Below are 14,144 nucleotides of genomic sequence, written 5' to 3'. Positions count from 1 at the left end.
TCAATGAAAGTCGTCTTCCCGCAGGTGCGCCCGGACGGCTATCAGCCGCATGCGCTTCATTCCAGCGAGCGCATGTGGCCGCAAACCAATTGCTACGTCGACCTCTGGATCGAAGTGTTGAACGCCGTCGGTGCCGCGCCGGAGGCGATGCTTGGGTTCACGCTCACACAAGACTTCGAAGGCGATCAATTCACCTTCTTCAAAGTGCCACTCGAGGATCTTCAGTCACTTTACGACATCCGCGTCACCGAACTTGCCATCTTCGACCGCGTCGAATGGCACGTCGAGGTGCAGATTGCGCGCTGGCGTCTTTGCCTGATCGAGATGGATTCGTTCTATATGCCCGATACGCAGGGCACTGCCTATCGGACAGAGCATGGCAAGACCACGGTAGCAATCAACAGGCTCGACTTTGCTGGCAAGCGCGTCGAGTATTTCCACAATGGCGGCTATTTCGAGCTCGAGGGGGAAGACTTTGACGGGCTGTTCCAGTTGCATCTGACGGCAGAAGATCCGCCGTTTCTCCCCTACACAGAATTTGCGAAGTTTCCCGTTTTCATGCCTGACGCTGCTCGTATGAGCACTACGGCACGCAAACTTCTCGGACGGCACTTCAGCCGCAGACCCGTCTCGAACCCGATCAGCGCCTTCGCTGAAGTGTTTCCGCAGCAGGTGGAGGCAATGGCAGAGCGGCCTTTTGGTTTCTTTCACAAGTACGCATTCAACACGTTGCGTCAGTTCGGTGCCAATTTCGAGCTTGCCGGCGATCATTTGGCTTGGCTCTCTGCCAGAGAATTCTCGTCCGCCATCAATGATGCACGCCGAATTTCCGAAGTCGCAAAGTCGGTGCAGTTCCAGCTCGCCCGGGCCGTGACCCGCAAGAAATACGATCCCCTGCGCACGGCGCTTGATCCGGCAGCCGATGCATGGGATTCCATGATGGCTTCGCTCAAGGAGCGCTTGTGAAGCCGGGAGTCTGAGTATGCGGGGACGGTTGGCGAGTGTCGGTGCAGAGGAAACTCTGCTCGCCGAAGGGTGGAATCTGGTTCTGACGGAACCGGGCGCTTGTGCAACCCCACATGACATCCCCTTATCAGCACGGTTTATCGCCGCCGAAGTGCCAGGGACAGTTGCCGCGGCTTTGGAAAAGGCCGGGCATTTCGACCGTGAAAATCCGGAGCCGCTCGATACCCGCGATGCGTGGTATCTCTGCCGGCTTTTTGACACGCAGCCCGGTGATGCGATCCTTCGCTTCGAGGGGCTGGCGACGCTGTGTCATGTCTTTCTCAATGGCCAGGAGATCCTGTCGTCGGAAAGCATGTTCACCATGTACGAGATACCGGTGACGCTGTCTGGCGGAGACGAGCTCGCGCTTTGCTTCCGAGCGCTTGCACCGCGGCTGGCCGAACCCGGCCCGCGCCCTCGCTGGCGGCCGCAGATGGTCACGCCGCAGGGCTTGAAGAACGTCCGCACAACGCTTCTTGGGCGCATGCCGGGCTGGTGTCCGGAAATTCATGCCGTCGGTCCATGGCGACCCATCACGCTCGTCCGCCGCGATGTCGTTTCGATCGACAACGTCTCGGTGCGTGCCGTGCTTGAGGCGGACGGCACCGGGCGGCTGAGCGTTTCGCTTCATACGAATGTCGACAATCCGGACCTTGTGCTTCGCTGCGGAGATATTCAGCAGACCTTCGAAAAGGTCGCAGAGAACCACTACTCGGCAATCCTCAGGCTGAAGGACGTCGATCTCTGGTGGCCGCATACGCACGGCGCGCCTCACCTTTATGATTTCTCGATCGTCGTTGACGGTGTTGAGCATCACGCAGGCCGAACCGGCTTTCGGCGCATCGACGTCGACCGCGGAGCGCACGGCGATGATTTTGCGCTGTTGATCAACGGCGAGCGCGTCTTTTGCCGTGGCGCTGTCTGGACAACGGCCGATATCGTTCGGTTGCCAGGTGGGAAGGCAGACTACGAGCCGTTCCTCCGCCTTGCGGCCCAGGCGGGCATGAACATGATCCGCATTGGCGGGACGATGGCCTACGAGACGCTAGACTTCTTTCAGCTCTGCGACGAACTCGGTCTGCTCGTCTGGCAGGACTTCATGTTTGCCAATTTCGACTATCCGAAGAACGACAAAGCTCTTACTGCGCATGTCCACGCGGAGGTCGAGGAATTCCTGCACGCCGTCCAGGGATGCCCGTCGCTGGCGGTGCTCTGCGGTGGCAGCGAGATCTATCAGCAGGCGGCCATGCTCGGATTGCCGCGTGAGTATTGGGCCGGCCCCATTACGGAGGAGATCATTCCAGCGATTGCCGGCCGTATGAGGCCTGACGTCCCGTATGTGGCGAACTCGCCCTCAGGCGGCGCGATGCCATTCTCCCCGAACGCAGGTGTTACCCACTATTACGGGGTGGGCGCCTATATGCGACCGCTCGACGACGCGCGACGCGCGAACGTGCGGTTCGCAGCCGAGAGCTTGGCCTTCGCCCATGTGCCGCAACAGCGAACGCTGCAGCGCCACCTGGATATACCGCCAGTCCACAGTCCGCTATGGAAATCGCGGATTCCCCGCGATCGCGGCGCGTCATGGGATTTCGAGGACATCAGGGATTTCTATCTGGAAGAACTCTATCGCGAGGATCCGGCGCGGCTTCGTCGCGAAGATCGCGAGCGCTACCTGGATCTTTCCCGCGTCGTCACCGGCGAAGTTGCGGAAGCGAGCTTCGCCGAATGGCGCCGCAACGGGTCGACATGCAACGGTGCACTGGTCTGGACCCTGCAGGATCTGATGCCCGGTGCCGGTTGGGGTGTGATCGATTCGACCGGAGAACCAAAGCCGGTCTGGTATGCCTTGCGCCGCGCTTTCCGACCGGTGCAGGTGGTTGTGACCGACGAGGGTACGAATGGCCTCGACATTCACGTGCTCAATGAGACCGAACACGCTCTCCAGCTTGATCTCGAGCTGGTTTGCTTGCGGCATGGCAAGCAGCACGTCGTTAGTGGCGGCCGCATTCTGACTTTGGCGCCGAGAAGCCGCGAGGCCTTTACCGCCACCGATCTCTTTGGCGCATTTTTCGATACGACCTACGCCTTCCGCTTCGGTCCGCCTTCTCACGACGTCACCGTCGCTCGCCTGCGTCTGCCGAACGGTGGTCCCGTGGTCGCCGACGCCTTCCATTTTCCGTTGGGGCGCTGCAAGGCCTTTCACGACGCCGAAATCCAGGTGTCGGTGACGCGACAGGACGATGCGTGGGGACTCGATATCTCAGCCGACAGGTTCGCTCAGTCCGTCCACGTCAATGTCGATGGCTATCGACCAGATGACGATTGGTTTCATCTTGCGCCCGGCACCGCCAAGCGCGTCCGGTTACTTCCGCTGTCGGGATCGGCCGATGGAGACGCGCCTTCTGGTGAGATAACAAGCCTCGGGGGCTCGCGAGTGCTCTCATTTTGAGGCTCAGCCTGCAACGTGTCCATTTGGCACTTGCCGGATCGGCGGGCGCTTGAGATGGCGGCTCAGAAAGCCTTGAAGGTCAGCGTCGTCAGTGAACGCACGATACCAGGGATGTTGGCGATGTTGTCGTTGATGAACTTGCCGATGTCCTGCCCCTCTTCGACATAGACCTTGAGCAGGAGATCATAGTCGCCGCTCGTCGAGTAGAGCTCGGAAGCGCGCTCTGTTTGGTAAATGGCATCGGCGACCTCGTAGGTCTTGCCGGGTGCGCACTGGAGCTGAACGAAAATGGGCTTCATGGGGGTTCCTGCATCATATTCTGGTTCGGCGCATAATGATCGAAAGCGCCATGTCGACGCAAGCTGTTCCGTTAGGTGGTGGCTTCTCGAACGATCCAGCGGCGAAATGCTTCCAAAGGCGCGTAGTCGGCCCGTTCTGTCGGATAGGCGAGATAGTAGCGCTCGCTGCTTTCCATTTCGCGATCGACGGCTGCAATCAGGTCGCCGCGCTTCAGCTCGTCGTGGATGAGAAAGGTCGGCAGCAACGCAACGCCGAGACCCGCCATCGCCGCTTGGGCGGCGGTCGCGAACTGGTCGAAGAGCATGCCGTGCACGGTCTGAAAATTCACGCCATTGTCGGCGAACCAGCGCTCCCAGGCATCCGGCCGCGTCGTCAGATGCAGCAGTGAAACGTCGAGCAAGTCTTGCGCCGTGCTGATCGCGTGCCGGCTGCGGAACCCGGGGCTGCAGGCTGGTACGGTCTTCTCCGACATCAGAAATGTCAGCTCCGCGCCAGGCCAATGCGGGTGGCCGAAGTGAATGGCCGCGTCAATGGAATCGAGCCGGAAGTCAAAGGGCGACAGTCGGGTGACGAGATTGATCGTCACCCCCGGATTGGCTGCGAGGAAGCCTCCGAGCCGGGGCGCCAGCCATCGTGTCCCGAATGTCGGGAGAATGGCCAGGTTGAGCGTACCGCCGTGCGGGTTGGCGCGAAGGTTGAGCGATGCGCTCGAAATGCGCCGCAGCGCCTCGCGTATCTCGCGCGCATAGCCGTCGCCGGCGAGTGTCAACCGCACGGTCTGGCGTTCGCGCACGAACAGCTCGACGCCGAGTTGCTCTTCCAGCGCCTTGATCTGGCGGCTGACGGCGCTCTGTGTGAGGTCGAGTTCGCGCGCGGCGGCTGTCACGCTACCGGTCCGGGAAACGGACTCGAAGGCGACAAGCAAGGATGTCGACGGAAGAAAGCGTCGTGATGGCAGCATCCATCATTCCATTTCAGAATAAGCTATTTCCTAAATGTCGATATTTACGGCTTATCCGACTTTGTAAAGTAATCCATCCGACAGAATCGGAATGAACTGGAAATGCGATCGATCTGCTGGACTCGCCATCCCGGCCTGCGATCGGCAGCCTGATCAGCGGTTTTACAAGCAATCGCGCGGCGCTAGAATGCCGCCAGTTTAATGGATGGATTTTGATCGATGCTGAACGATCCCCGTTCCCACGGCCTTTGGGAAAAGACCGCTCCTCTCCCGCCCGTGACATCGTCGCTTGCGGGCGCAGTGAGCGCCGATGTCGTCGTCGTGGGCGGAGGTTATACCGGCCTTTCCTCAAGTCTGCATCTGGCCGAAGCGGGCTCGAAGGTCGTGTTGCTGGAAGCCAAGGAAATCGGCTTTGGCGGTGCGGGCCGCAACGTTGGCCTCATCAACGCCGGCATGTGGGTCATGCCTGACGACCTTCCGGGTGTTCTCGGGCCGGTTTACGGCGAACGTTTGCTCGACCTGTTGGGCAATGCGCCGAGGCTGGTGATGGAATTGATCGACAAGCACGGCATCGCCTGCGAGCTCGAACGAAACGGCACGCTTCACGTTGCCGTCGGTGCGAGTGGCTTGAAGGAGATCGAGGACCGCGCGCGGCAGTGGGCAGCGCGCGGAGCGCCAGTGACGCTGCTGGACGCCGCTGGGACGGCCAAGCGTGTCGGCAGCAATGCCTATATGGGATCATTGCTCGACATGCGCGCAGGTACGCTGCAGCCGCTCGCCTACGCCCGCGGTCTGGCCCATGCAGCCGTTAAGGCCGGCGTTTCTATCCACACATCGAGCCCCGTCATCGAGACCGAGCGAAAAGGCAATCGCTGGACCGTAAAGACTGCAAAGGGTGAGGTGACGGCCGACTGGATCATCGTGGCGACTGACGCATATAGCACCGGTCCCTGGGAGGAGGTGCGCAACGAACAAGTGCACCTGCCCTATTTCAATCTTGCTACCAAGCCGCTCAGCGACAATCTGCGTGGTTCCATTCTCGCCGGGCGCGAGGGGGTTTGGGATACGAAGGAAATCCTGTCGTCCTACCGTATGGACCAGGCCGGACGCTTGGTTTTCGGCAGTGTCGGTGCTCTGCGCAATACCGGGCTTGGGATCCACACAGCCTGGGCCAAACGGTCGCTGAAGAAGCTCTTTCCGCAGCTAGGCGATGTCGAGTTCGAATGTCAGTGGTATGGTAAGATCGGGATGACCGACAATGCGTTGCCCCGGTTCCACAGGTTCGCGCCCAATGTCGTCGGTTTCTCTGGCTATAACGGTCGCGGTATTGCGCCCGGTACCGTCTTCGGCCGTACGCTTGCCCGGCTCATCCTGGGGCAGACGACGGAAGCGGACCTGCCATTGCCGCTTACCGCGCCGTCCGAGCCGAGCTTCCGTGCAGTGAAGGAAGTGTGGTACGAAGCCGGCGCCCAAGTCGCCCATTTCGCCGACGCCCGTTTTTGAGAACACCGAGGTTGAACCAATGACTGTTTCTGCACTTGATCTCGCCACCAGGACGAAAGAACTGCTCACCGAACTGGGCGTCGGTGCCGACCGCTATACCGGCGGCACGCTTCGTGTCAGCTCTCCGGTCACCGGCAAGGAGATCGGTGCGCTGAAGGAGCATTCGGGCTCCGAGGCAAAGGCTGCCATCGAGGCCGCCCACGAGGCATTCCTTGAATGGCGGGCCGTTCCGGCTCCGAAGCGCGGTGAACTCGTGCGCCTGCTCGGCGAAGAGCTCCGTGCTGCAAAAACCGCTCTTGGTCGACTTGTCTCGATCGAGGTTGGCAAGATCACCTCCGAGGGGCTCGGCGAAGTCCAGGAAATGATCGACATCTGCGACTTTGCCGTCGGCTTGTCACGCCAGCTCTACGGTTTGACCATTGCAACGGAGCGCTCCGAACACCGGATGATGGAAAGCTGGCATCCGCTCGGCGTCGTCGGCATCATCTCGGCTTTCAATTTCCCTGTTGCCGTCTGGTCCTGGAATGCCGCCCTGGCGCTTGTCTGCGGCAACTCGACGGTCTGGAAGCCGTCGGAAAAGACGCCGTTGACGGCCCTCGCCGTTCAGGCGCTTTTTGAAAGGGCAGTGAAGCGGTTCGTTGCCGAAGGCGGGGCCGCGCCTGCCAACCTGTCGACGTTGCTCATCGGTGGGCGCGCTGTCGGCGAAGTCCTCGTCGATCACCCCAGGGTGCCGCTCGTCTCCGCGACCGGCTCGACGGCCATGGGCCGCGCTGTCGGTCCTCGCCTGTCGCAGCGTTTCGCCCGCGCCATCCTCGAACTCGGCGGCAACAATGCCGCGATCATCTGCCCAACGGCCGATCTTGATCTGACGCTGCGTGGTGTTGCCTTCTCCGCCATGGGTACGGCCGGCCAGCGCTGCACGACGCTGCGCCGTCTGTTCGTTCACGAGAGCGTCTATGACCAACTCGTTCCGCGCCTCCAGAAGGCCTATGGCTCCGTGTCGATCGGCAATCCTCTGGAAGCCGGGACGCTCGTCGGGCCGCTGATCGACAAGCAGGCCTTCAGCAATATGCAGTCCGCTTTGGAGCAGGCGAAGGCGGCCGGCGGCAACGTTACCGGTGGCGAGCGCGTCGAAAACGGTGCGGAGGACGCTTTCTATGTCCGTCCGGCTCTCGTCGAAATGCCTTCCCAGACCGGCCCCGTCGAGCATGAGACGTTTGCGCCGATCCTCTACGTGATGAAGTACACAGACTTCGATCAGGTATTGGAACTGCACAACGCGGTGCCGCAGGGGCTTTCCTCTTCGATCTTCACGAATGACATGCGCGAAGCCGAGACCTTCGTTTCGGCTCGCGGTTCGGATTGCGGAATTGCAAATATCAACCTCGGTCCGTCCGGAGCCGAAATCGGTGGTGCGTTCGGTGGCGAGAAGGAAACTGGCGGTGGCCGCGAATCCGGCTCGGATGCCTGGAAAGCCTACATGCGCAGGGCGACGAACACGGTCAATTATGGCAAGACACTGCCGCTTGCACAGGGCGTAAAGTTCGACGTCGAATGATCGTTGCTGCATTGCAGCCGAAGGGGTGATGACATAACAAGCCATCACCCTTTTCTTTTTGCAGGTCGCCATGCATTTGACCCTCGTTGCGGCGGAAACGCTGGTTATCGATGCCCTGACGCGTAATCGCGTGGACGAGGCAAATGCGCGCTCGGTCGCCAGGGCGCTTGTTGCCGCCGAAGCTGCCGGACAGGGAGGCCATGGCCTGCGCCGTGTCGAGGCTTACGCAAAGCAGGCGAAGGCAGGCAAGGTCGATGGATTTGCCAAGCCGCAGCTCGAACGTCTGTTTCCCGCGGTCGTGCAGATCGATGCCTGTCACGGCTACGCCTATCCGGCCTTCGATCTCGCCGCTTCGGTTCTTCCCGAGATTGCCAGGCAACAGGGCATTGCCTTGGCGGCAGTTCGCCGTTCGCACCACGCCGGCGTCCTTGCCTTGACCGTTGAGCGGTTCGCGGAAATGGGGCTTGTCGCTCTGATGGTCGCCAATGCCACAGCCTCCATGGCAGCTTGGGGCGGGCGCAAACCCGTGTTTGGAACGAACCCCATCGCGTTTGCCGCGCCGATCCCGGAGACAGACCCTCTCGTCATTGACCTTGCACTCTCCCGTGTCGCCCGCGGCAAGGTGATGGCCGCGCGCCAGAAAGGCGTCGATATCCCCGCGGATTGGGCGTTTGACCGGAACGGTCAGCCGACGACGGATGCGATTGCCGCGCTCGAGGGGACGATGGCCCCATCTGGAGAGGCCAAAGGTGCGGCGTTGGCGATGATGGTCGAAATCCTCGCCGGTGCGTTGACGGGGGCCAATTTCTCCTTCGAGTCGTCGTCGCTCTTCGATGACAAAGGTTCGGCGCCCGGTCTTGGACAGATGCTGATCGTCATCAACCCGACCGCCAGCGGTGGAAGTGGTGTTGCTGAGCGATTGGCCATGCTGGTGGGCGAGATCTCATCTGACCCCGGTGTTCGGCTCCCGGGGCGCCGCGGCCAAACGGCTCGTAGACAGGCGCTGGAAAGCGGCATCGAGGTCGAGGGTGACGTCGTTGCCACCATCCATTCGCTCTAGCTAGAACGATTCTAAAGTTGATGAGCGATTTCAAGTATTTTTGATCCCTGAACCACCTCTAAAACTTGAAATTCCAAATCAACAAAAATATACGGGCTCTCATCACCTTGGGGATCACGGGTGAAACACCATGGAGGGCTTCATGAAAATTTCCTTTAATCGCGCTTCCGGTGCTGTAGCGCTCGCTGCCTCGCTCTTTGCCGCGACTTCGCTGGTCGCCGGTGGCGCTGTGGCACAGGAATCCGAAGGTATCGTCGTTTACAACGCTCAGCATGAGAGCCTCGGGCGCGAGTGGATCGACGCATTCACCAAGGCAACCGGCATCAAGGTAACGATGCGCCAGGGCAGCGACATGCAGCTCGCCAACCAGATCGTTCAGGAGGGCGATGCATCGCCGGCCGACGTTTTCCTGACCGAGAACTCACCGGCCATGACGCTGGTCGATTCCGCTGGCCTCTTCGCGCCCGTTGACAAGGAGACCCTGGACCAGGTTCCCGAGCAATATCGTCCGTCTGATGGCATGTGGACGGGCATCGCCGCTCGCTCCACCATTTTTGCCTACGACAAGACGAAGCTGACCGAAGACAAGTTGCCGAAGTCGCTGCTCGACCTGGCGGATCCGGCCTGGAAGGGTCGTTGGGGCGCTTCGCCGGCCGGCGCTGACTTCCAGGCGATCGTCAGCGCCTTGCTCGAACTCAAGGGCGAGGAAGCAACGGCGGCTTGGCTTAAGGCACTTAAGGAAAACTCCACGCCATACAAGGGCAACAGCGTCGCCATGAAGGCGGTCAATGCCGGCGAAGTCGAAGGCGCGGTGATCTATCACTACTACTGGTTCAGCGATCAGGCGAAGACCGGCGAAAACAGCAAGAACGTCGCCTTGCACTACTTCAAGAACCAGGATCCGGGCGCATTCGTCAGCATCTCCGGCGGCGGCGTCCTGAAGTCGAGCCAGCATGCCAAGGAGGCTCAGGCCTTCCTGAAGTTCGTGACCGGCCAGCCCGGCCAGGACGTCCTCAAGAACGGTACATCCTACGAATACGCCATCGGTAAGGATGCCACTTCAAACAACAAGCTCGTTCCGCTGGCTGATCTGAACGCACCGAAGGTCGATGCAGCCAAGCTGAACAGCAAGAAGGTGACGGAACTGATGACTGCCGCCGGCATCATCTAGTCTTTCCGTTAAAGGCCCTGACGGTCAAAACTATTGCTTTTGGCTCAAGAAAAACGTAGGGCATGCCGAAATCGGCAACCGCCTTTCAAGGCGGTTGCCTTCCTTTTTCAGCGTATGAAGGCGGCGGCCTTGCTGCAGGACAACAGATTGCTTGCTCCCGGTCATGAAGGGCCGATCGCTCGGCCGGTGGCGGGAATGGATCGGCTGCGGGCGCGGTTGCCCCACCTTTCCGTTGTCCTGGTTGCCTCCGTCGTAGCGTTGTTCAGTCTGGTGCCGCTTGGTTTCATCGGCTGGATAACCTTTGATGTAGGCTGGCAGACCGTCAAGGAGCTGGTGTTTCGCGCGCGTGTTGGCGAACTGCTCGTCAACACGGTGCTGCTGGAAGCCTTTACCATTCCGCTGTCGATCGTTCTTGCCGTGACGCTTGCCTGGCTAGTCGAACGGACGGATATACCCTTCGCCCGGCTCTGGTCGTGGTTGGCGGTTGCGCCGCTCGCGGTGCCGGCCTTCGTCCATAGTTACGCCTGGATCAGCCTTGTCCCCGGCATGCGCGGGCTGCAGAGCGGCATCTTCGTTTCCGTACTTGCCTATTTTCCGTTTCTCTACCTCCCGGTCGCCGCTGCCTTGCGCCGGCTTGATCCTGCCATCGAGGATGCCGCCGCTTCCCTCGGGCTCGGGCCTTGGCGTTTGTTCTTCCGTACCATCCTGCCGCAATTGCGCTTCGCCATCTGCGGCGGCTCGCTGCTGATCGGGCTGCACCTGCTGTCGGAATACGGTCTTTACGTGATGATCCGTTTCGACACGTTCGCCACCGCGATCGTCGACCAGTTCCAATCCGCCTACAACAGCCCGGCCGCCAACATGCTGGGCGGTGTTCTTGTCTGCTGCTGCCTGGTTCTGCTTGGTCTCGAAATCCTGTTGCGCGGCAATGAACGATATGCCCGGGTCGGATCCGGCTCAGCCCGGCCGGCGGATCGTCGCCGGCTCGGCTGGTTCGTCGTGCCGGCCATCGTGCTGCAGGTGGGACTGGCGGCCTTGACGCTCGGCGTCCCCCTCGTGACGCTGGTGCGGTGGCTCTATCTCGGCGGACTTGAGGTCTGGCATGTCGGAACGGTCGGCAATGCGTTCGCACAAACCATCGTTCTTGCCATTGCCGGTGGCGTGCTCGCAACGATTGCCGCCGCACCGATGGCCTGGCTCTCTGTGCGTGCGCCGGGGCGTCTTCAGCGCCTGCTCGAGGCCTGCCACTACTATGTCGGCTCGTTGCCGGGTGTGGTCGTTGCGCTCGCACTGGTGACGATTACCGTCCGTCTTGTTCTGCCGCTCTATCAAACCTTCGCGACCCTTATTGTTGCTTACATACTGCTGTTCCTGCCGCGTGCCATGGTGGGTCTCCGCGCCAGCATCGCTCAGGCGCCCGTGGAGCTTGAGCGTGCGGCAATGGGGCTTGGCCGCACGCCTGCCCAGGCCGTGAGGCAGATCACCATGCGGCTTGCCGCGCCGGGTGCAGCCGCCAGCGTTGCACTTGTCGGTCTCGGCATCACGAACGAGCTCACCGCGACATTGATGCTGGCGCCGAACGGCGTCGAGACGCTTGCGACGAAGTTCTGGTCGCTGACCAGCGAAATCGACTACGTGGCGGCGGCGCCTTACGCATTCATGATGGTCGTGCTATCGCTGCCGCTCACCCTTCTTCTTTATGCCCAATCGAAACGGACAGCCGGACAATGACGCTGCTTACGATCGATCGCATCAGCAAGCGCTATGGGCATGTCCAGGCATTGCAGAATATTTCACTCGATGTTGCCGCAGGCAGCCGCACTGCCGTCGTCGGGCCTTCAGGGTCGGGCAAGACCACGCTGCTGCGCATCATTGCCGGTTTTGAGCAGCCTGATGGCGGCCAAGTGACGCTCGACGGCGAGCTTCTGGCCGATGGTCCCGTAGCAGTGCCCGCGCATAAGCGAGGCATCGGCATCGTGTCGCAGGACGGCGCGCTGTTCCCACATCTGAGTGTTGCCGACAATATCGGTTTTGGCTTCGAGCGCGGCGCGCCCGATCGCGAACGACGCATTATCGACCTGCTTGATATGGTCGAGCTTGACCGCAACATGCTGAACCGCCGGCCGCACCAGCTTTCCGGCGGCCAGCAACAGCGTGTGGCACTTGCCCGCGCGCTCGGCCGCAAGCCGCGCTTGATGTTGCTCGATGAACCGTTTTCGGCACTCGATACAGGTCTGCGCGAGAACATGCGGAAGGCCGTGGCACGCGTTCTTCAGTCCGCAGGCATCACGACGATCCTCGTCACGCACGATCAGGCGGAGGCGCTCTCCTTCGCCGATCAGGTTGCCGTCCTGCGGGAAGGGCGATTGATCCAGGCCGGTTCGCCGCAATCGGTTTACCTGCAGCCCCTCGATCGAGAGACAGCCCTGTTCCTCGGCGACGCGGTGATGCTCCCGGCAATCGTTCGCAACGGCTTTGCCGATTGTGCGCTCGGCCGTGTCGCGGTCGATGGCGGTCATCAGGGCAAGGTTGAGATCATGTTGCGGCCTGAACAGATCAGGGTCGTTCCTGATCAAAGCGAGCAGACCTATCGCGGACGGGTGGTCGAAGTGGAATTCGGTGGGGCGACCTGCACCGTTGCTGTGTCACTCGAAGGCGTCGCCCTGCCGCCGATCATGATCAAGACCTCGAGCGTCGCACTTCCGTCACAGGGAGACCGCGTTCGTCTCGATATCGCCGGTAAGGCGCATGTTTTCGGAAACCGCTGATCAGGCGGTCTTCCGTTCGAAACTTTCGTCTTCAGACAGCCAGCCGCCGGTAAAACCAGCGCGCTCGAGACCGCGCCGCATCACCGGTGAGCGCCGCATGAGACCCCATATGAAATCGGACCGATCATTTTCGATCGTCATCACAAGAAGTCCCTGATCGATGCCGACGCAGCGGTCGTCGACCCAGCCTTCAGGTCGCTTGGTCTTCACGGTCGGATTGAACCCATCGGGAAAACGATCCTCATAGAGCAGGTTGGGGTAAGTGGACATAAGGGCACGAAGGCCATCGAGCGAAGCCTGGCGGTCATACGGGAGGGAGGCGAGCGCTGCCCAGGGTGCGATCGTGCCGTCATCGGGTCCGAGCGGCGCGCCGCGGGCGGCATAGCCGAGCACGCGCGGGTGGCGACCGCCACGCATGTTGCGGGTCGGTGGCGGGCCATCCGAGGCAGACAGGCCCCAGATGTCCTTGTTGTAGCCGACAAAGTGCCCGGGATTGCGGTCCGCGTAGTCCCGCTGCACGGCGATCGATAGCTGCGTGTTGCGGAAATAGTCCCAGTTGCGATCGGCCATCGCCTTGTCCTGGATTCCGCGGAAATCAATCCAGGCATGTGAGAAGAAGTGAATGAAGAGCGGGCCGGCATAGACATAAGGTTGGTCGCCAAACAGCATCCACGAATAGCTTTCGGTGAAGGCATCGTAGCTCGACGCCGGGATTGGGTGCGTCGGGGAGGCAAGCGCCAGCGTATAAAGCAGGACCGCTTCGTCGTAGCCTTGCCAGCGCCAACGCAGGAAGCCACTGCCTGGCTTCCAGCCCATGCAGACCGTCTCGCCCTTGTTGAGAGCCCAGTGCCAGTCGATCCTCTCATAGACCAAGCTCGCGAGTCTGCGGATTTCAATCTCGGCTTCGGTGTTGCGGTCGAAATAGGCCGCAGCGGTCAACATGCCCGCAACCAGAAGCGTGGTGTCGATTGTCGACAGCTCGCTGTTCCAGGCACGATGGCCGGTGTCCATGTGCAGGAAGTGATAGAAGAAGCCGCGATAGCCGATCGCGTGTCGCTCACGGCCCTGGTGACCGTTGGCAAAGAAGCAAAGTGTCTTCAGCGTGCGCTCTATCGCGTCGGCGCGCTCCATCCAGCCACGCTCGACCGCGACGGTATAGGACGACAAGGCAAAGCCGACCGCAGCGATACTGCAGGGGACGCCCGCGACTGAAGTATCCGCAACAAGTCCGTTTTCGCGATTGTAATGCTTCGGGAAATAATTGAATGCGCCCCGCTGAAGCCTGTCGATCAGCGCGACATCCGATTCCTCGGTCCGTTGTAACATACGTGCCAAACCCAACTTGTTGTCTAGCCCCCGTTCAAAA

Annotated in this window: 11 protein-coding genes; 8 read left to right on the top strand and 3 right to left on the bottom strand. The window is 61.0% G+C overall.

All coding sequences use genetic code 11. The annotated features are described in order from the left end of the window. Positions 1-3: 3 nt before the first annotated feature. Entirely contained in the window at positions 4-966 is a 963-nt protein-coding gene (locus ACSQ9D_RS18015; protein ID WP_436283311.1) for a DUF1839 family protein, read from the top strand. Between the two features lie 16 nt (positions 967-982). After that, complete coding sequence (locus ACSQ9D_RS18010) at positions 983-3,457, top strand: glycoside hydrolase family 2 protein (protein ID WP_436283310.1); 2,475 nt, start codon at positions 983-985, stop codon at positions 3,455-3,457. Between the two features lie 62 nt (positions 3,458-3,519). Here ACSQ9D_RS18010 and ACSQ9D_RS18005 read toward each other — a convergent pair whose 3' ends face one another. Both ACSQ9D_RS18005 and ACSQ9D_RS18000 read right to left on the bottom strand, forming a co-directional pair. Further along, positions 3,520-3,756: an Lrp/AsnC ligand binding domain-containing protein gene (locus tag ACSQ9D_RS18005; RefSeq protein ID WP_024315373.1), complete on the bottom strand. Its 237-nt coding sequence runs from the start codon at positions 3,754-3,756 to the stop codon at positions 3,520-3,522. Between the two features lie 71 nt (positions 3,757-3,827). Further along, positions 3,828-4,718: a LysR family transcriptional regulator gene (locus ACSQ9D_RS18000; RefSeq protein WP_436283309.1), complete on the bottom strand. Its 891-nt coding sequence runs from the start codon at positions 4,716-4,718 to the stop codon at positions 3,828-3,830. 219 nt (positions 4,719-4,937) lie between these two features. Between ACSQ9D_RS18000 and ACSQ9D_RS17995 the strand changes: the two genes are divergently transcribed. The 6 genes from ACSQ9D_RS17995 to ACSQ9D_RS17970 all read left to right on the top strand — a co-directional run bounded on the left by ACSQ9D_RS17995 (position 4,938) and on the right by ACSQ9D_RS17970 (position 12,778). Continuing rightward, positions 4,938-6,221 (top strand): NAD(P)/FAD-dependent oxidoreductase, encoded by a 1,284-nt coding sequence (locus tag ACSQ9D_RS17995; protein ID WP_436283308.1) that lies wholly within the window; start codon positions 4,938-4,940, stop codon positions 6,219-6,221. Positions 6,222-6,240: 19 nt separating this feature from the next. Continuing rightward, the gene (amaB, locus tag ACSQ9D_RS17990) at positions 6,241-7,779 is read left to right on the top strand and encodes an L-piperidine-6-carboxylate dehydrogenase (protein ID WP_436283307.1); all 1,539 of its coding nucleotides are present in this window, start codon (positions 6,241-6,243) and stop codon (positions 7,777-7,779) included. A 70-nt stretch (positions 7,780-7,849) separates the two neighbouring features. Continuing rightward, on the top strand, positions 7,850-8,839 hold the full coding sequence (locus ACSQ9D_RS17985) for an Ldh family oxidoreductase (protein WP_436283306.1): 990 nt from the start codon (positions 7,850-7,852) through the stop codon (positions 8,837-8,839). Between the two features lie 142 nt (positions 8,840-8,981). Further along, positions 8,982-10,010 carry an iron ABC transporter substrate-binding protein gene (locus tag ACSQ9D_RS17980; RefSeq protein WP_436283305.1) on the top strand — a complete coding sequence of 343 codons (1,029 nt, stop codon included), beginning with the start codon at positions 8,982-8,984 and terminating at the stop codon, positions 10,008-10,010. Between the two features lie 114 nt (positions 10,011-10,124). Then, positions 10,125-11,741 (top strand): ABC transporter permease, encoded by a 1,617-nt coding sequence (locus ACSQ9D_RS17975; protein ID WP_436283304.1) that lies wholly within the window; start codon positions 10,125-10,127, stop codon positions 11,739-11,741. Next, positions 11,738-12,778 (top strand): ABC transporter ATP-binding protein, encoded by a 1,041-nt coding sequence (locus ACSQ9D_RS17970; protein WP_436283303.1) that lies wholly within the window; start codon positions 11,738-11,740, stop codon positions 12,776-12,778. Before ACSQ9D_RS17975 ends, ACSQ9D_RS17970 begins: the two co-directional genes overlap by 4 nt. On the opposite strand, the gene ACSQ9D_RS17965 is transcribed toward ACSQ9D_RS17970, so the two are convergent. After that, the gene (locus tag ACSQ9D_RS17965) at positions 12,779-14,104 is read right to left on the bottom strand and encodes a glucoamylase family protein (RefSeq protein ID WP_436283302.1); all 1,326 of its coding nucleotides are present in this window, start codon (positions 14,102-14,104) and stop codon (positions 12,779-12,781) included. Positions 14,105-14,144 lie beyond the last annotated feature (40 nt).

The organism is Rhizobium sp. LjRoot258 (assembly GCF_964254185.1).
Classification (GTDB): domain Bacteria; phylum Pseudomonadota; class Alphaproteobacteria; order Rhizobiales; family Rhizobiaceae; genus Rhizobium.
Note: the sequence above shows the minus strand (reverse complement) of the source record. Positions and strands in the feature narration are given on the sequence as shown.